Annotated in this window: 12 protein-coding genes; 7 read left to right on the top strand and 5 right to left on the bottom strand. The window is 73.8% G+C overall.

The window, feature by feature from the left end; all coding sequences use genetic code 11:
* The first annotated feature begins 14 nt into the window (after nucleotides 1-14).
* Nucleotides 15-353 carry a spore germination protein GerW family protein gene (locus BSB02_RS28050; RefSeq protein ID WP_084963549.1) on the top strand — a complete coding sequence of 113 codons (339 nt, stop codon included), beginning with the start codon at nucleotides 15-17 and terminating at the stop codon, nucleotides 351-353.
* Here BSB02_RS28050 and BSB02_RS28045 read toward each other — a convergent pair.
* Both BSB02_RS28045 and BSB02_RS28040 read right to left on the bottom strand, forming a co-directional pair.
* Nucleotides 331-1,500 (bottom strand): site-2 protease family protein, encoded by a 1,170-nt coding sequence (locus tag BSB02_RS28045; protein ID WP_084963548.1) that lies wholly within the window; start codon nucleotides 1,498-1,500, stop codon nucleotides 331-333. The two genes, BSB02_RS28050 and BSB02_RS28045, sit on opposite strands and share 23 nt — an antisense overlap.
* Before the next feature lie 107 nt (nucleotides 1,501-1,607).
* Complete coding sequence (locus tag BSB02_RS28040; RefSeq protein WP_240506692.1) at nucleotides 1,608-2,264, bottom strand: hypothetical protein; 657 nt, start codon at nucleotides 2,262-2,264, stop codon at nucleotides 1,608-1,610.
* A gap of 252 nt (nucleotides 2,265-2,516) precedes the next feature.
* Here BSB02_RS28040 and BSB02_RS28035 point away from each other — a divergent pair, with 252 nt between their 5' ends.
* The 3 genes from BSB02_RS28035 (at nucleotide 2,517) to BSB02_RS28025 (ending at nucleotide 10,441) form a co-directional block, all read left to right on the top strand.
* Nucleotides 2,517-4,643 carry an alkaline phosphatase family protein gene (locus BSB02_RS28035; RefSeq protein WP_084963547.1) on the top strand — a complete coding sequence of 709 codons (2,127 nt, stop codon included), beginning with the start codon at nucleotides 2,517-2,519 and terminating at the stop codon, nucleotides 4,641-4,643.
* A gap of 331 nt (nucleotides 4,644-4,974) precedes the next feature.
* Nucleotides 4,975-8,319: a phosphodiester glycosidase family protein gene (locus tag BSB02_RS28030; RefSeq protein ID WP_240506691.1), complete on the top strand. Its 3,345-nt coding sequence runs from the start codon at nucleotides 4,975-4,977 to the stop codon at nucleotides 8,317-8,319.
* An 88-nt stretch (nucleotides 8,320-8,407) separates the two neighbouring features.
* Nucleotides 8,408-10,441 (top strand): serine/threonine protein kinase, encoded by a 2,034-nt coding sequence (locus BSB02_RS28025; RefSeq protein ID WP_084963545.1) that lies wholly within the window; start codon nucleotides 8,408-8,410, stop codon nucleotides 10,439-10,441.
* Between the two features lie 52 nt (nucleotides 10,442-10,493).
* Here the strand turns inward: BSB02_RS28025 and tuf are convergent, their stop codons facing one another.
* The gene (tuf, locus tag BSB02_RS28020) at nucleotides 10,494-11,660 is read right to left on the bottom strand and encodes an elongation factor Tu (protein ID WP_084963544.1); all 1,167 of its coding nucleotides are present in this window, start codon (nucleotides 11,658-11,660) and stop codon (nucleotides 10,494-10,496) included.
* A 203-nt stretch (nucleotides 11,661-11,863) separates the two neighbouring features.
* Complete coding sequence (menC, locus tag BSB02_RS28015; RefSeq protein ID WP_206184932.1) at nucleotides 11,864-12,964, bottom strand: o-succinylbenzoate synthase; 1,101 nt, start codon at nucleotides 12,962-12,964, stop codon at nucleotides 11,864-11,866.
* Between the two features lie 159 nt (nucleotides 12,965-13,123).
* On the opposite strand from menC, the gene BSB02_RS28010 reads away from it, so the two are divergent.
* Both BSB02_RS28010 and BSB02_RS28005 read left to right on the top strand, forming a co-directional pair.
* Nucleotides 13,124-14,119, top strand: a complete 996-nt coding sequence (locus BSB02_RS28010) for an endonuclease/exonuclease/phosphatase family protein (RefSeq protein ID WP_143591233.1) — start codon at nucleotides 13,124-13,126, stop codon at nucleotides 14,117-14,119.
* 25 nt (nucleotides 14,120-14,144) lie between these two features.
* Nucleotides 14,145-15,209 (top strand): NAD(P)-binding domain-containing protein, encoded by a 1,065-nt coding sequence (locus BSB02_RS28005; protein ID WP_084963542.1) that lies wholly within the window; start codon nucleotides 14,145-14,147, stop codon nucleotides 15,207-15,209.
* On the opposite strand, the gene BSB02_RS28000 is transcribed toward BSB02_RS28005, so the two are convergent.
* On the bottom strand, nucleotides 15,210-15,629 hold the full coding sequence (locus tag BSB02_RS28000) for a DUF4396 domain-containing protein (protein ID WP_240506690.1): 420 nt from the start codon (nucleotides 15,627-15,629) through the stop codon (nucleotides 15,210-15,212). It lies immediately after the preceding gene.
* Nucleotides 15,630-15,926: 297 nt separating this feature from the next.
* On the opposite strand from BSB02_RS28000, the gene BSB02_RS27995 reads away from it, so the two are divergent.
* On the top strand, nucleotides 15,927-16,895 hold the full coding sequence (locus BSB02_RS27995) for a coiled-coil domain-containing protein (RefSeq protein WP_084963540.1): 969 nt from the start codon (nucleotides 15,927-15,929) through the stop codon (nucleotides 16,893-16,895).
* The last annotated feature ends 27 nt before the right edge of the window (nucleotides 16,896-16,922 follow it).

Here is a 16,922-nt window from a genome sequence, read left to right as displayed (position 1 = left end):
GCCACATTGGTGCCATGAACATCATGGAGCTGCTGGAGCAGACCACCGACGCCGCCACGGTCGGCAGGGTCTTCGGCCAGCCCGTCACCCACGACGGCGTCACGATCATCCCGGTGGCCCGGGTCGCGCAGGCCGGCGGCGGCGGGACGGGGAAGGCGGGAATCGACGAGCCGGGCGGGGGCGGCGGGTACGCGGTGGCCGCCAAGCCCGCCGGGGTATATGTGATCAAGAACGGCGAGGTGCACTGGAAGCCCGCCGTGGACGTCAACCGCATCGTGGTGGGCGGCCAGCTGGTGAGCGTGGTGCTGCTGCTGACGATACGGGCGATCTTCAGGAGGCGGCGCCGGGGTTAGCCGGCGGCCGGTGCAGGTCCGCGCCGTGCTGGGCGTAGGAGCGCAGGTCGCTGGTCTGGATCGCCCTGCTGATGTCGCTGGGGGTGACGATGCCGACCAGCCGCCCCTCCCCGTCGAGGACCACGGCGCGGCCGTCGGGCGAGCCGTTCATGCGGGGCAGCAGGTCGACCAGAGGCTCCTCCGGGCGGGCGCGCGGCAACTCGTCCGGCGGGCAGGCGATGTCGGCCAGGCGCGTGGTCGCGTGCCGCCCGGGGTCCAGGGCGCGGATCCGGTTGAGCGTCACCAGCCCGCGCAGGTGCCCGTCGTGGTCGACCAGCGGGTAGGCGGAGAAGCGGGAGTGCAGCAGGACGCGGCCCACGAAGGAGAAGACGCTCTCCTCCGGGTGGGCCGTCACCACCGGGGCCGACATCACGTCGCCGACGCGCAGGCCGTGGAGGGCCGAACCGGCCACGGCCTGCGCCTCCTCGGCCGTGGCCGCGTTGACCAGGAACAGGCCGATCAGGGCCAGCCACAGCCCCTGGAACCCCAGACCGGTGACGACCTGGAGGAAGCCCAGCGCGATGAGCGCGTAACCGAAGACCCGCCCGGCCCTGGCGGCGGTGACGGCGGCCGAGGCCCGGTCCTTGCGCCAGGCCCACAGCGCGGCGCGCAGGACCCGCCCGCCGTCCAGCGGGGCGGCGGGAATCAGGTTGAAGACGGCGAGCAGGACGTTGACGCCCGCCAGGTAGAGCAGCGTGGCGCCGGCCAGGCCCGGCAACGGCAGCGACAACAGCAGGAACACCAGGCCGCACAGGAGGCTGGTGAGCGGGCCGACCGCAGCGATCCGCAGGTCGGCGCCGGGCGTGCGGGCCTCCCCGCGCAGCTCGGCCACGCCGCCGAGCAGCCACAGCGTGATGCCGGCCACCTCCACGCCCTCGCGCCTGGCCACCAGCGCGTGCGCCAGCTCGTGGGCCAGCAGGCTGGCCAGGAACAGCGCGGCGGCCACGAGCCCGGCCAGCAGGTACAGGACCGGCGAGGCGCCGGGGTGGGCGGCCGGGAAGCGGCCGAAGGCCAGCCCGAAGACCAGGATCGCCACGATCACCAGGACCGAGGCGTTCATCCCGAGCTCGATCCCGCCGACCCGGCCCAGACGGATGGTTGGTCTCATGCATGGCCTCCCGCGAGAGCGACGGCGCGGACCCCGCGGACCTCACGGCCCGCGACCGCGCCGGAAGCCGGGGTGCGTGGGCGGCCCCGGGGCCGCCCACGCACGTGTCAGGCCCGCGCCGCGACCGGCCGCCGCGCCGGCGGGGCCTTGACCAGCGCCGCGCAGTCGGCGATCGCGCCCGCCAGCAGGTCGCGCAGCATCGAGTCGGGGTCGGACACGCACGCCTGGGCGATGCCCACCACCGACAACTGCACCGCGTTCGGCGCGGCGTAGCGCCGGAAGCCCTTCTCCGTGATCCGCGCCGCCCGGCTGAACTTGCGCGCGTACTCGGCGGCCAGCGGCACCTGCTCCAGCGCCAGCCTGCTGGGCTCGCTCAGCCGCGCGGGCCTGCCCTCCAGCCGGGCGAAAATCTCCTCGGCCGCCAGCACCGACACGGCCAGCGCGAGCTGCCGCTCGGAAGCCGCCACCGGCAGCGCCGTGGTGGCGCAGCGCAGCGCGATCGTCGCGTCGATGCGCAGGTCGTCCCCGGTCAGCCCGATGATCGAAGGCACCATCGTGACCAGCTCGCCCCGCCGGGCGTCGGAGATGTTGTCGTTGACGAGGCGGGCCAGGGCGGCCAGCAAGGGGTGGGTGCAGGCCGGGTGATCGCTCCACCGCTCTCCCGCCAGGTAGGAGGCCAGCTCCATGAAGCAGGCCCCGCGCTTGGGGTTGCGGTGCTTGCCGCGGGACAGAACCGGCATGTGATCGAGGTCGTGAGTGTCCACGGAGTGCTCCACTGCGCCGTGATGTCGCCTGTCCTTCCAGTCTGCGCTGCCCCTTCCCCGAGCGCCAGACGTTAGACACGCGGCGACCCACGATCCGGTAGGGTGTCGCTCGCGCGGTGCCGGCCGGGCGCCGGTCGGCGACGCGGAAAGCCGCCGGATCGCCTCGCCCGGGGCGACCATGTCAGTCACGTCGTCAACACGGCGTCAACACGTCCCAGGCATGGGCTGGGCTGAACCGTATGGGGGCCGACGGTGAGGTGGGCGCTGCTGCTGCTGGTGATGTCGGCCCTGTGGGTCACGGCGCCACCCGCGGCCTCCGCTCAGGCCGCCGAGCGCGTCGCGCTGATCGGCGTGCCCGGCCTGCACTGGAACGACCTGGACCCGGCCGTGACGCCGAACCTGTGGCGGATGGCGGCCGACAGCGGGGTCGGCTCGATCTCCGTCAAGGCCGTCGGCACCGTCACCTGCCCCTACGACGCATGGCTGACCGTGTCGGCCGGCCGCAGGGCGGCCGTAGGCGGCACCTGCGGGCTGCCGCCCGAGCCCGTGCCCGCGGGGGAGGGCGCCGTGGTGCCCGGCTTCGACACCCTGCGCCGGTACGGCGAAGCCGTCCACGCCGGCACGCTCGGCTCGGCCCTCCACGACAAGGGCCTGTGCACGGCGGCGATCGGCCGGGGAGCGGCCCTCGCCCTCGCCGACAGGACCGGCAGGGTCGACCTCTACGCCGATGCGCCCGCCCGGCTCGCCGACTGGGCCCGGTGCCCGGTCATCGCCGCGGACGTGGACGAGCTGATCCAGCCCTACCTGGTGGACGGCCGGCTGCCCCGGCAGCCCGAGCAGCTCGGCGCGGACCGGCGCCGGCAGGCCGTGCGGGCGGCCGACGCCGAGGTCGGCGAGATCCTGGCCAGGCTGCCGCAGGGCACCCAGGTGCTGCTGGCCGGCGTGGGCGACCACGGCAGCGTGCCGCACCTGCGGGTGGCGATGTGGCGGGCCGAGGAGGCCAGGGGCGCCCTGCTGGGCAGCGGCTCCACGCGCCGCGAGGACATCGTGATCCTGCCCGACATCGCCCCCACCGTCCTTACCGCGCTCGGCGTCCCGATCCCCGAGCAGGTGGTCGGCGTGCCGTGGACGTCCGGCCGGGCGGCCGGGCTGGAGGAGGCGGTGGCGCAGCTGCGCCGCTCCGACCTGACCGGCACCACCGTGCGCGGCCTGACCGGGATCTTCTTCAGCTGCTTCGCCGTCCTGCAGGTCGGCTTCTACCTGGTCACCTTCCTGCTGCTGTCGCGGGGCCGGCGGGGGAGGGGAGTGGCCGCGGCCGGGCTCGGGCTGGCCTCCATCCCGGCCGCGACGTACCTGGTGAACCTGCTGCCGTGGAACCACGCAGGCCAGCCGGTCACGGCGCTGGTGGCGGGCGTGCTCGGCTGCGCGGCGCTGATCCTGCTGGCGGCGCTGGCCGGGCCGTGGCGGCGGCACCCGCTCGGCCCGCCCGCCGTCGTGGCCGGGGTCACCGGGGCCGTGCTGCTGGCCGACCTGCTGACCGGCACGACGATGCAGTTCAACAGCCTCATGGGCTACACCGCCGTGGTGGGCGGGCGCTACCACGGCCTGGCCAACATCCCCTTCGCCCTGCTGGCCACGGCCGTGCTCATGGTCACCGCGGTGGCCGCCGACGGGCTGGTCCGCGCCGGGCGCAGGAGGGCGGCGGTCGCGCTGGTGGCCGCGCTGGGCGTGGCGGCCATGCTGCTGGCCGGCTGGCCGGGCGTCGGCAGCGATTTCGGCGGCGTGATCGCGTTCGTGCCGGGCATCGCGGTGACCGCCCTGCTGGTGGCCGGGCGGCGGGTGTCGGTGGTCAAGCTCGGCCTGTTCTGCGTGCTGGGCGGCGTGACGGTGAGCGCCCTCGCGATCCTCGACTACGTGGGCGGCTCCCAGACCCACCTGGGCCGGTTCGTGGGGCAGGTGCTCGACGGGACGTTCTGGCCGCTGATCGAGCGCAAGCTCGGCGCGATGCTGCGCACGATGCTCTCGCCCAACCTCATGCCCATCGTCGTCGCCGGGCTGGCCTTCCTCGTCTTCGCCGTCCTGCGGCCCGCCAAGGTCAGCGCCGGCGCCGTGCCGGAGGCCTTCGCCCGCGCGCCGATGCTCCGCGCCGGCTTGATCGGCACGCTGGTCAGCGGCGTGGTCGGCATGCTGGTCAACGACTCCGGCACCGCCGTGCTGTCGATGGCGGTGGCGCTGGCGGTGCCGCTGGTGCTCTACACCGGCATCACCAGCGCAGACGCAGCCGCGCCGGGCCGCGGCGGTGGAAGGTCGCCGTCATCGGCGCCTGTGGCCGTGCCAGACGCGGCCCGGGCCGGCGGCGCGTCAGCTCCTCCAGCGTGACGCGCGCCTGCTCGCGGGCCAGCCGGGCGCCGGGGCAGCCGTGCACGCCGTGCCCGGGACGACAGGTGCCTCGCCGGCGGCCGGGTGACGTCGAAGTCCTCGCCCAGGTCCCGGCCTGCCGAGCCGTAGGAGACGAACTCCACCTCGCCGCGCTCCGGCAGCGGGTCCAGCCGCGGCACGAAGGTCAGGCCCGGCGCGCGGCCCGGTACAGGAGGTGGGGATCGTCCACGGCTCCATCTCGATCGTCTGCCCGTGGCCGCAAAGGTGAAATTTTCTTTTAGTACACCGTCAGGTCTTGAAAGTTGTAACCATCCCGATGTTGAGTTCGGTCGTGCAGACCCTCACCATCGCTCTGGTCGCCGCGCTCGCGTTAGGGCCGCCCGTGGAGGACGCGCCCGAGGCGTCCTCCGCGCACGAGCCGTCGACGCTGCTCGTCGCGCCCGCGCCGCGCCACCTCGAGACCGACAGGAAGACCCGGCCCGTCGCCCCGGGCATCACCCTGACCTCCTTCGACCGCTTCGACGCCGCCGGCTGGCTGCGCGCCGACGCCCTGACGGCCGACCTGGGCAGCGCCAAGGCCGGCTACCTGTTCCCCGGGGCCGTCGCCAAGACCGAACCGCTGTCGGGACCGGCCGGCCGCGCCAAGGCGGTGGCCGCCGTCAACGGCGACTTCTTCGACATCAACCAGTCGGGCGCCGCCCGCGGCATCGGCGTGCGCGACGGCGAGCTCGTCCAGTCGCCGGTCCAGGGCTGGGACAAGGCCGTGGCCATCAGCCCCGACGGGATCGGCAGCGTGATCACCGCGGGCTTCGACGGCACCGCCACGCCCGAGGGCGGCCAGCCCATCCCGCTCACCCAGTTCAACCAGATGGTCCAGCCCGACGGCGTCGGCCTGTTCACCCCGCTGTGGGGCGAGTACACCCGCGCCCGCGCCGTCCAGGGCGCCGCCAAGGTGACCGAGGTGGAGCTGCGCGACGGGGTGGTCGCCGCGGTACGGCACAGCGCCGGCGCCGGCCCCATCCCCGCCGGCACCACGATCCTGCTCGGCCGCGACGCCGCGGCCGACAAGCTGGCCGCCCTCCAGGCCGGCGTCCGCGTCGACGTCAAGTACGAGCCCAAGCCGGGCGGCGTCCAGACCGCCGTCGGCGGCAACCACGTCCTGGTCAAGGACGGCGTGGCGCAGACCTCCACCGACAACGCCGCCCACCCGCGCACCGCGGTGGGCTTCTCGGCCGACGGGCGCAAGATGTACCTGCTCACCGTCGACGGCCGCCAGGCCGACAGCCGGGGCGTCACCTACAACGAGCTGGCCGCGATGATGGTCGAGCTCGGCGCGCACAACGCCCTCAACCTCGACGGCGGCGGCTCCTCCACCCTCCTGGCCCGCGAGCCGGGCTCGGCGACGCCGCAGGTGGAGAACGGCCCCTCCGACGGCGCCGAGCGTCCCGTGCCCAACGGCCTGGCCCTGTACGCCCCCGAGGGCAGCGGCAAGCTCAAGGGCTTCTGGTTGGAGACCGCCGGCGACCCCGCCAAGGCGCCCGGCGTGGGCCCCGTCGCGGGCGGCCGCCCCGACCGCGTCTTCCCCGGCCTCACGCGGCGGCTGACCGCCGCCGGCTACGACGAGACCTACGGCCCCGCCGCCGGCAGCCCGCTGTGGCGCGCCACGCCCGCCGTCCACGGCGTCATGGACGCCAAGGGCGTCTTCCACGCGCTGGTCCCCGGCCAGACGACCGTCACCGCCTCGCGCGGCCAGGCCAAGGGCGAGCTGAAGCTGACCGTGCTGCAGCCGCTGGAGCGCCTCGGCACCACCGGCGACCGGGTGAGCCTGACCGGGCAGGGCCACAGCGGCACCTTCGGCGTGGTCGGCTACGACCGCAACGGCAACTCCGCCCCCATCGAGCCCGCCGACGTGCGGCTGGAGTTCGACGAGACGCTGCTGGAGGTGACGCCCTCCGCGCACGGCTTCTTCACCGTCAAGGCCAAGCAGGCCTCGGGCGCGGGACTGATCACCGCCCGCGTCGGCAAGGCCTCCGTCGCCGTCCCGGTCACCGTCGGCTCGGTGGAGGCCAAGGTCGCCGACTTCGAGGACGCCGCCTCGTGGACCTTCGCCGCCGCCCGCGCCACCGGCTCGCTGGCCGCGGCGCCGGGCCAGAGCGGCACCGGGCTGAAGCTGTCCTACGACTTCACCCAGTCCACCGCCACGCGGGCGGCCTACGCCAGCCCGCCGCAGCAGCTGACCATCCCCGGCCAGCCCCAGAGCTTCGGCCTGTGGATCCACTCCACCGGCAAGGGCGAGTGGCCGAGCCTGGAGTTCTACGACGCCCTCGGCCAGTCGCAGATCCTGCGCGGGCCGTACCTGACCTGGACCGGCTGGCGCCAGGTGGAGTTCACCGTGCCGCCGGGCGTGGCCTACCCGCTGCGGCTGCGCCGCTTCTACGTCGCCGAGACCAGGGCGGACGCCAGGTACACCAACGAGATCGTCGTCGACGGCCTGGTGGCCAAGGTGCCGCCGCCCGTCCAGGCCCCGCCCGCCGCCAGGGTCGCCGACCCCGTGATCCGGCCGTCGGTGGAGGAGGCCGAATGGCGCTTCGCGGCCATGTCCGACGCCCAGTTCGTGGCCCGGGAGCCCGACAGCGACCTGGTCCGCAACGCCCGCCGGACGCTCCAGGAGATCAAGGCCGCCCGGCCCGACTTCCTCCTCATCAACGGCGATCTCGTGGACGAGGCCAGTCCCGAGGACTTCGCGCTGGCCAAACGCATCCTGGACGAGGAGCTCAAGGGCGAGCTGCCCTACCGCTACGTCCCGGGCAACCACGAGGTGATGGGCGGGAAGATCGACAACTTCAAGGCGGTCTTCGGCGACACCGCGGCCTCCTTCGACCACAAGGGGACCAGGTTCGTCACGCTCGACACCTCCCGGCTGACGCTGCGCGGCGGGGGCTTCGACCAGATCGCCATGCTGCGCGAGCGGCTCGACGCCGCCGCCGAGGACCCGAAGATCGGGTCGGTCGTCGTGGTGTTCCACGTGCCGCCCCGCGACCCCACCCCCGGCAAGGGCAGCCAGCTGGGCGACCGCAAGGAGGCCGCGCTGGTCGAGGGCTGGCTGGCGGACTTCCAGCGCACCACCGGGAAGGGCGCGGCGTTCGTCGGCGCCCACGTCGGCACCTTCCACGCCTCGCGGGTGGACGCGGTGCCGTACCTGATCAACGGCAACTCCGGCAAGAACCCCGCCACGCCGCCGGGCGAGGGCGGGTTCACCGGGTGGACGCTGTGGGGCGTGGACCCGGTCTCCGAGCAGGAGGCGGCCAAGGTGCGGCGCGACTGGTTCCTCGACGCGCCGGCCTGGATCGGCGCCCAGGTGCGCCCGCACGTCGACGAGCTGACCCTCACCGCGCCCGCCTCGCTGGCGGTCGGCTCCACCGGCCAGGTCGCCGCCTCGCTCCAGCAGGGCGCCCGCACCGTGCCCGTCGCCTACCCGGTGTCGGCCCGCTGGTCCGGCTCGCCCGCGCTGCACGTCGGCTCCCGGCTCGGGATCAGGCCGTGGCACGCGGCCTGGCTGGATCCCGCGACCGGCGTGCTGACCGCGCTGCGGGAAGGCCAGGTCGTGGTGGCGGTGACCGTCAACGGCGTCACGCGGCAGGCCACGGTGGCGCTGCGGGCCAAGGCCGCCGCCTGAGGCCGTGTCTTGAGAATGTCCGGATGTCCGGCTCACCCGCCGAGCGCGGGTGAGCCGGACCCGCCTTTGTATCCTGAATAATCTTTCCATGGCATGGGCTGACCTACGGGCGGATGATCCTCGGCGAATCGGCGCTTACGAGCTGCGCGGCCGCCTGGGTCAGGGCGGCCAGGGAGTGGTGTACGTCGGCGCCGACCCCTCGGGGGAGCTCGTCGCGCTGAAGTGGTTACACCCGCACCTCACCGACGACGCGGTGGCGGCCGAGCGGTTCGCCCGCGAGGTGGCGGTGGCCCAGCGGGTGGCGCCGTTCTGCACCGCCAAGGTGCTGGGCACGGGCGTGCACAACGGCCGGCCGTACATCGCCAGCGAGTACGTCGAGGGCCGATCGCTCCACCAGGTGGTCAAGGAGGAGGGGCCGCGGACCGGCAGCGCGCTGCACAGGCTGGCCATCGGCACGGCCACCGCGCTGGCGGCGATCCACCAGGCGGGCATCGTCCACCGGGACTTCAGCCCCTCCAACGTGCTGCTGGCCCCCGACGGGCCGCGCGTGATCGACTTCGGCATCGCCCGGGCGCTGGAGCACACCTCGACGATCACCTCCACGCCGATGGGCACGCCCGCCTACATGTCGCCCGAGCAGATCATGGGCGGCCCGGTCAGCCCGGCGGCCGACATGTTCTCCTGGGCCGGCACGATCGCCTTCGCCTCCAGCGGCACCGCGCCCTTCGCCGCCGACTCGGTGCCCGCGGTGATCAACCGGGTGCTCAACGTCCAGCCGGACCTGTCGGCCATCGACGGGGACCTGCGCGAGGTGGTGGCCGCCTGCCTGGCCAAGGACCCGGCCGCCCGGCCGACCGCGCAGCAGGTCATCATGCGCCTGCTGCACAACCCGGCCGCGTCGCTGCCGGAGGGGGCGGGGGCCGCCCGCCCCGGGGTGCCCGCCGCCCCGCCGTACGGGCCGCCCCAGCAGGCGGGCACGCCGTACGGGCAGGCGAGTCCGTGGTCGGCGCCGACCCACCCGCCGCCCCGGCGCGGCGGGGCGCGCCCCTGGGTGGTCGCCGCGGTCGCGGCGGCCGTCGCGCTGGTCGCGACCGTGGTCGCCGTCGTGGTGGCGCTGCGCGACCTCCCGGCGGCCACGACGGCCGACCGCGGCAGGACCACGCCCGCCACCTCCGGCCCGAGCGCGGCCACCACGCCGCCCGCGGCCACCTCCGCCCCCGTCCCGGCCGAGGGGCTCACCGAGAGCGTGCTGCCCGACGCCGGGGCCAAGGTCTACTCCCACCCCTCCGACCCGATCACGCTGGCCGGCTTCTCCTACAAGAAGGCCAAGGACGCCGACTGGGTCGACTACGCGCCCTCCTTCCCGGGCGGGACGTTCCGCGCCTACCCCAACTACCTGGCCGCCCACGCCTCGCCCGACGGCCGCTACCTGGCCCTGCGGACCACCAACTACACCTCCGACGACTACGACTCGATCCAGATCAACGACACCAAGACCGGCAAATCCCACGTCGTCAAGACCGTCAAGTCGCCGCTTGAGGCCTACATGGAGGGCTGGTCCCGCGACGGCACCCGCCTGCTGCTCAACGTCGGCAAGCACGTCGGCGACGACTGGCACACCAGCGGCTTCGGCATCATCGACGTGCGCGACCTGAAGGCGCCCTTCCGCGCGCACACCATCAAGGGGATCCACCGCGACGCCTCCTACGGCTTCGACCACGAGCAGAAGGGCGTGGTGGCCCTGACCAACTCGGTCTCGCGGCAGCCGCTGCGCTTCTACACCCCGGAGGGGAAGCTCACCCGGACCGTCCCCGAGGTGGGGGAGGGCGAGGCGGACGCGCTGTTCTCCCCGTCCGGGCGGCTGTTCGTCACCGACTGCCCGGGCATGTCCAGCAACGACCACTGCGTCTACGACACCGCCTCCGGCCAGGAGATCCGGCGCTTCTCCTCCGCCTGCACCCTCCAGGACGGCTGGTACGACGAGTCGCACCTGCTGTGCTGGACGAACCTGGACTACCGGGTCGTCGACTTCGACGGCAACCTGGTGCGCCGGATGGCCACGTTCTCCAAGAGCGTCGGCGACCGGCTCCTGCTGCACTACGTGCGCAGAACCGGCTCCTGACGCCCCTGGAGACGCGGGGCGTGGCCTTCCCTCCCGGGGAAGGCCACGGGCGTCAGCCGGCGACCTTGAGGACCGTGCCCGCGCCCACGGTCAGGCCGCCCTCCCTGACGGCGAAGCCGAGACCCGGCTCCAGCGCGACGGGCTTGCCCAGCTCCACGCGCACCTCGACCGTGTCGCCCGGCTGCGCCTCGCCGTCCAGGTCCAGCCGTCCCGGCACGTCGGTGGTGCGCAGGTAGAACTGCGGCCGGTAGCCCGGCCCGACAGGCTTGCGCCGCCCGCCCTCCTCGGCGGTGAGGAGGTAGAGGCGGGCGGTGAAGACCCGGTGGGCGCGCTGGGTGCCGGGCGCCGCCAGGACCTGTCCCCGCCGTACCTGCTCGCGGCGGACCCCGCGCAGCAGCAGGGCGGCGTTGTCCCCGGCCTCGCCCCGCTCCATCGTCTTGCCGAAGGTCTCCACCCCGGTCACCACGGCCGTGAACGGCTCGCGGAAGCCCACGACCTCGACCGAGTCGCCGACGCGGACCGCGCCGCGCTCGATCGCGCCCGTGACGACCGTGCCGCGGCCGGTCACGGTCAGGACGTTCTCCACCGGCATGAGGAACGGCGCGTCCACGTAGCGCACCGGCACGGGGATGTGGTCGTCGACCGCCTGGAGGAGGGCCTCGATCGAGGCCACCCAGACCGGGTCGCCCTCCAGCGCCCGCAGCCCGGACACCCGCACCATCGGCACGTCGTGGTAGCCGTGCTCGGCCAGCAGCTCGGCCAGCTCCAGCTCGACCAGGTCGGCCAGCTCGGGGTCGGCGCCGTCGGCCTTGTTGAGCGCGACGACGACGTGCTCCACGCCCACGCGGCGGGCGAGCAGCACGTGCTCGCGGGTCTGCGGCATGATCCCGTCCTGGGCGGAGACCACGAGGATCGCGCCGTCGAGCTGCGCCGCCCCCGTGATCATGTTCTTCACGTAGTCGGCGTGCCCCGGCATGTCCACGTGGGCGTAGTGCCGGGTGGCGGTCTCGTACTCCACGTGCGCGATGTTGATCGTGATGCCGCGGGCCGCCTCCTCCGGCGCCCGGTCGATCCGCTCGAACGGCGTGTAGGTCGCCCCGCCCCGCTCGGCGAGCACCTTGGTGATCGCCGCGGTCAGCGTGGTCTTGCCGTGGTCGACGTGCCCCATCGTGCCGATGTTGAGGTGCGGCTTGGCGCGCACGTAGGCCTGCTTGGCCATCGGTCCTTTCCTTCGGTTCGGTCCCGGGCGTGACCCGTTGCAGGTCGTCGACCTCTCCCCGCCGGGTCACGTGGACGCACGGGAAGAGGTCAGCGCTCCAGGCCGTCGAAGGCACGCGCCAGCCCGCGCGGGGCGCTGAGCTGGGCGTGGCGGATCATGTCCCTCATGGTCGGGTACGGCGGCGCCGTACCGCAACCGGATTTTCAGGCAGGGATCCACTCGCTGGAGGTGGTGACCTCCTCCAGGATCGACGGGATCGGCTCCACACCCAGGCCCGGCCCCTTCGGGACGCTCAGGTGGCCCTCGGCCAGCTCGAAGGGCTCGGTGATGTCGGTGGCGTAGTAGCGGCGGGAGGCGGAGGTGTCGCCCGGCAGCGTGAAGCCGGGCAGCGCGGCCAGCGCCACGTTGGCCGCCCGCCCCAGGCCGGTCTCCAGCATGCCGCCGCACCACACCGCCACGCCGTGCGCCCGGCACAGGTCGTGGATGCGGCGCGCCTCCAGGTACCCGCCCGTGCGGCCGGGCTTGATGTTGATGATCGAGCAGGCGCCCAGCGAGATCGCGGCGGCGGCGTGCTCGGCCGACTCGATCGACTCATCCAGGCAGATCGGCGTCTGGAGCTGGGCGGCGAGCTGGGCGTGCTGGACGAGGTCGTCGTTGGCCAGCGGCTGCTCGATCAGCAGCAGGCCGAAGGCGTCCAGCCTGGCCAGGTGCCGGGCGTCGGCCAGGGTGTAGGCGGCGTTGGCGTCGACCTGGAGCAGCAGGTCCTCGCCGAAGCGCTCGCGGACCGCGCGGACGGGCTCGACGTCCCAGCCGGGCTCGATCTTCAGCTTGATCCGGACGTAGCCCTCCTCCAGGTAGCCCTCGACGGCGTCCAGCAGCTGCGGGACGGTGTCCATGATGCCGACCGACACCCCGCACGGCACCCGGTCGACCGCCGCGCCCAGGAACTGGCCGAACGACTCGCCGTTGGCCCGCAGCTGGGCGTCCAGGATCGCCGTCTCCAGCGCCGCCTTGGCCATCCGGTGCCCCTTGATCGGCGCCAGGTGGCGGGCGACGGCCTGGGCGTCCACCTCGTCGGGCAGCGCGGGCAGCAGGAAGCGGCGGATCACCTCGGCCGCCCCGTCGACGTACTCGGAGGAGTACAGCGGCTGGGACATGGCCACGCACTCGCCCCACCCCTCGGCCTCCGGCGTCACCACCCTGACCAGCAGCACGTCGCGTGTCGTCTCGGTGCCGAAGGAGGTGCGGAACGGCGCCACCAGGGGCATCGCGATCCGCCGCAGCTCAACTCCAGTGATCTTCACGCTCACTCCACGTCTCCCGTCCGGCCTTTTCCCCGACCTTATGACGAGGGCTCGCGTGGGTGTTCGTCCGCGCCGGCCAAATGCCGGGCCGGGTTTCTCACGCTTTTCTCAGACCGATCCGCGACCATGGAGGACATGCGAGCAGGGGGGGATGGCACGGTGAGCGTCACAGCCAAGGTGGACCGGCCCGGCGTCGCGGCGCGGCGTCCGGTACGGCGCCGCCGCCGGTGGCTGTCGTGGACGCTGGTCGCGCTGCTGGCGCTGTGGGCGCTCGTCCGCGTCCTGGGCCTGGAGACGGGATCCTTCCCGACCCAGCTGATGACGCTGACGCCCTACGCGGCCGGGGCCGCCCTGCTGCTGACGCTGGTCCTGGCGGCCCGCCGGGCCTGGCCCGTCGCGGCGGCGTCGCTGCTGGTCTGCGTGCTCCTCGGCGCCGTGGTCCTGCCGCGTGCCCTGCCCGCCCCGGGTGGCTCGGCCGGGGTCCCGCTGCGGGTGCTGACCGTCAACCTCTTCGGCCGCGGCGACGCGGCGACCGTCGCCGGCCTCGTGCGGCGCCACGACGTGGACGTGCTCAGCGTGCTGGAGCTCACCCCGGGCGCGGTGGAACGGCTCGACGCGGCCGGGCTGCGCGAGCTGCTGCCGTACCGAGTCCTGCAGCCCGAGTACGGCGCGACGGGCAGCGGCCTGTACGCCGCCCACCCCCTGACCGAGCTGACGGGGCTGTTCACCCCGATCGGGCACAACATGCCCGCCGCCACCCTGTCCCTGCCCCGGGGCGGCTCGGTCCAGGTCGTGGCGGTCCACCCCAACCCGCCGCTGGGCCGGATGACCGCCGAGTGGTACGCCTCGCTGGCCGCGCTGCCGCCGGCCTCGCCCGACCACATCCGGGTGCTGGCGGGCGACTTCAACGCCAGCCTCGACCACCGGGCGCTGCGCGACCTGCTCGGCCGCGGCTACCTCGACGCCGCCGCCGAGGCCGGCAAGGGCCTGGTCCCCACCTGGCCGAACGGCCGCCGCCTGCCGCCGCTCATCACGATCGACCACGTGCTCGCCGACCGCCGGGTCGGCGTGGCCGGCGTGGAGGTCTACGACGTGCCCGGCACCGACCACCGCGCCGTCTTCGCCGACCTGCGGCTGCCGGCGGGGAAGAGCTGAGCCCGCGCCGGGGTTTCAGCAGCATGTGAAGCGGATCGACGCCGTGGTCATCGGGGCCGGGCAGGCGGGCCTGTCCAGCGCCTACCACCTGGGGCGGCTCGGCGTGCCGTACGTCGTGCTGGACGCCGCCGAAGGCCCCGGCGGGGCGTGGCGGGAGCGGTCGCCGTCGCTGACGATGGACAAGATCCACGGCATCTTCGACCTGCCGGGCCTTCGGCGGCAGCCGGTCGCCGACGGCGGCGCGCCCGCCGCCGAGGTCGTGCCCGCCTACTACGCCGACTACGAGCGGCGCACCGGGCTGGAGGTGCTGCGGCCGGTCAGGGTCACCCGCGTCAGCCGCGCGGGGGACAGGCTGCTGGTCGCCTCGGACGCGGGGGAGTGGGCGGCGCGCGCCGTGGTCAACGCGACCGGGACCTGGACGCGCCCCCACTGGCCCTTCTATCCGGGCGCGGCCGGCTTCCGGGGCAGGCAACTGCACTACGCGGGCTATCGCGGGCCGGGCGAGTTCGCGGGCGCCCGGGTGGTCGTCGTGGGCGGCGGGGCCTCCGCCATGCACGTGCTGTCGGAGGTGGCCGACGTCGCCGCCGGCGTGCTGTGGGTGACCCGCAGGCCGCCGGTGTTCCGCTCCGGCGACTTCAGCGAGGAGGAACGGCGGGCCGCGGTGGCCATGGTCGAGGCCCGGGTGCGGGCCGGGCTGCCGCCGCAGAGCGTGGTCGAGGTCACCGGCCTGCGCGCCACCGCCGTCGTGGAGGAGGCGCTGGCCAAGGGCGTCCTTCGCCGCCTGCCGATGTTCTCCAGGCTCACGGAGGACGGCGTGGCCTGGGCCGACGGGCGTATGGCCGAGGCCGACGCGATCGTCTGGGCGACCGGGTTCCGCTCGGCGCTGGACCACCTCGCGCCGCTGAAGCTGCGCGAACCCGGCGGGGGCATCAAGGTCGAGGGCACCCTGGTGGTGCGGGAGCCGCGGCTGCACCTGGTCGGCTACGGACCCTCGGCGAGCACGGTGGGCGCCAACCGGGCCGGGCGCGCGGCCGCACGGGCGATCAGGGACCTCCTGGACGGCCGGGCCGCGGCTCGATCAGTGGCTTGATCAGTGGTAGGAGTGGACGACGGCGTGGCCCTTGCCCCTGCCGATGATCCACTTGTTGATCGGCCAGGTGACGAGGAAGGCGACGACGAACGAGAACGCCAGCGCGCCCCAGAACAGCACCGAGGCCAGGCCCGCGTCCATCGCGCCGGGGATGACCACCATGACCGCGTTGTCGGTGATCTCCATGATCGTGATGGAGATCGTGTCGGCCGCCAGCGCCACCTTGAGCGCCCGGCCGAAGGTCAGCCCGGCCTTGAGCACGCCGCGCATGGTGAGGGCGTAACCGAAGACGAAGGCCAGGGCGACGGCCAGGGCGATGGTGGCCAGGTTCGACAGGCCCAGGGCCGTGCCGATGACCATGCCCAGCACCTCGCCGATGGCGCACCCCGTGAGGCAGTGCAGGGTCGCCGACGCCGCCATGCCCCACGTGGCCGCTCCGCGAGCCGCTCCATGAGTCATCCCGTGAGCCATCCCGTGGCCGCCATGCCCATCATGTCCGTGGTGCGAGGCCATACCCGTTCACTCCCGATGTGTGCCAATTCCAGTGCTGCCCACCATATACCCCACTAGGGTATAGACCAAATGGCGATGCTGGAGGGCGATTCGGGCATCGTGGTCATGGGGCGGCCGGCGCACCGCTACGATCGTCCATCGGACGTGCCGGCGATGAGCGTCCCCGGCGGGACGACGCCGCGGAGGATCGGGCGAAGGAGGAGCGTGGCGCAAGGGTCGGTCCGAGCCCTCCTCGCGGCGGCCACGGCGGTCCTGCTGCTCGCGGCGCCCGCCCACGCCGACCCCAAGCCGTCGCTCAAGCAGCTGCGGCGCGAGCTGTCCGAGCTCCAGAAGGAGTCCGACAAGGTCATCGCCGAGTACTACAGCTCCCGCATCGCCCTGGAGAAGGCCGAGAAGGCCGACAAGACGGCCAGGGAACGGCTCGCCGAGGCGGACGCGGTGTTCGCGAGGGAGTCCGAGTGGCTCAGGCGGCTGGCCGTCGAGCGCTACACCGGCGCCGAGGAGCAGACGCTCACCATGCTCAACGGCGGCTTCGAGCCCGAAGCGCTGCTGCGGCGCATCTCCCTCAACCAGTACCTCGTGGAGCAGGAGGGCGCCCGGCTGAGCGGGTTCGCCGCCGTCCGCGACCAGCGCGCGCAGGCCCGGGCGGAGGCCGGGCGGCGCGCCGAGGAGCTGCGCACCACCCTGGGCGACCTCGAACGCCGCAAGAAGCGCGCCGAGAAGCTCATCGAGCGGATCAGGGACAAGATCGACCTGGCGCACGAGGCCCCCGGGTTCCGCCGCTCCGACGGCACCTGGGTGCCCGAGCTGCCCGGCGGCCCCGACCACATCACTCCGCGCATGCGCCTGGTCCGCGACCTGATCGTGGAGCGCTTCGGGAAGGGCTTCGGCGTCGGGTGCTACCGCCCCATCAACGACGGCGGCGAGCACCCGCTGGGCCGGGCCTGCGACTTCATGCTGAGCAGCGGCGGGCGCATGCCGTCCAGGGAGCAGGTGGAACGCGGCCACAAGATCGCGGCGTGGGTGGTCAAGAACGCCCGGCGCCTCGGCATCATGTACGTCATCTACCGCCAGCGGATCTGGCACGTCAGGACCGGCTCGTGGCGGTGGATGTCCGACCGCGGCGGCACCACCGCCAACCACTACGACCACCCGCACGTCTCCGTCTACTGACGATGCACCGGCAATCACGGGTGTAAG

Source organism: Thermoactinospora rubra, from assembly GCF_002093975.1.
Lineage (GTDB): Bacteria > Actinomycetota > Actinomycetes > Streptosporangiales > Streptosporangiaceae > Nonomuraea > Nonomuraea rubra_A.
Note: the sequence above shows the minus strand (reverse complement) of the source record. Positions and strands in the feature narration are given on the sequence as shown.

Coding starts and splice junctions, on each gene's coding strand:
- tuf (WP_084963544.1), bottom strand. CDS start 11,660: ATGGCCAAGCAGGCCTACGTGCGCGCCAAGCCGCACCTCAACATCGGC.
- BSB02_RS28000 (WP_240506690.1), bottom strand. CDS start 15,629: ATGGCGGCGTCGGCGACCCTGCACTGCCTCACGGGGTGCGCCATCGGC.
- BSB02_RS28025 (WP_084963545.1), top strand. CDS start 8,408: ATGGCATGGGCTGACCTACGGGCGGATGATCCTCGGCGAATCGGCGCT.
- BSB02_RS28045 (WP_084963548.1), bottom strand. CDS start 1,500: ATGAGACCAACCATCCGTCTGGGCCGGGTCGGCGGGATCGAGCTCGGG.
- BSB02_RS28050 (WP_084963549.1), top strand. CDS start 15: ATGAACATCATGGAGCTGCTGGAGCAGACCACCGACGCCGCCACGGTC.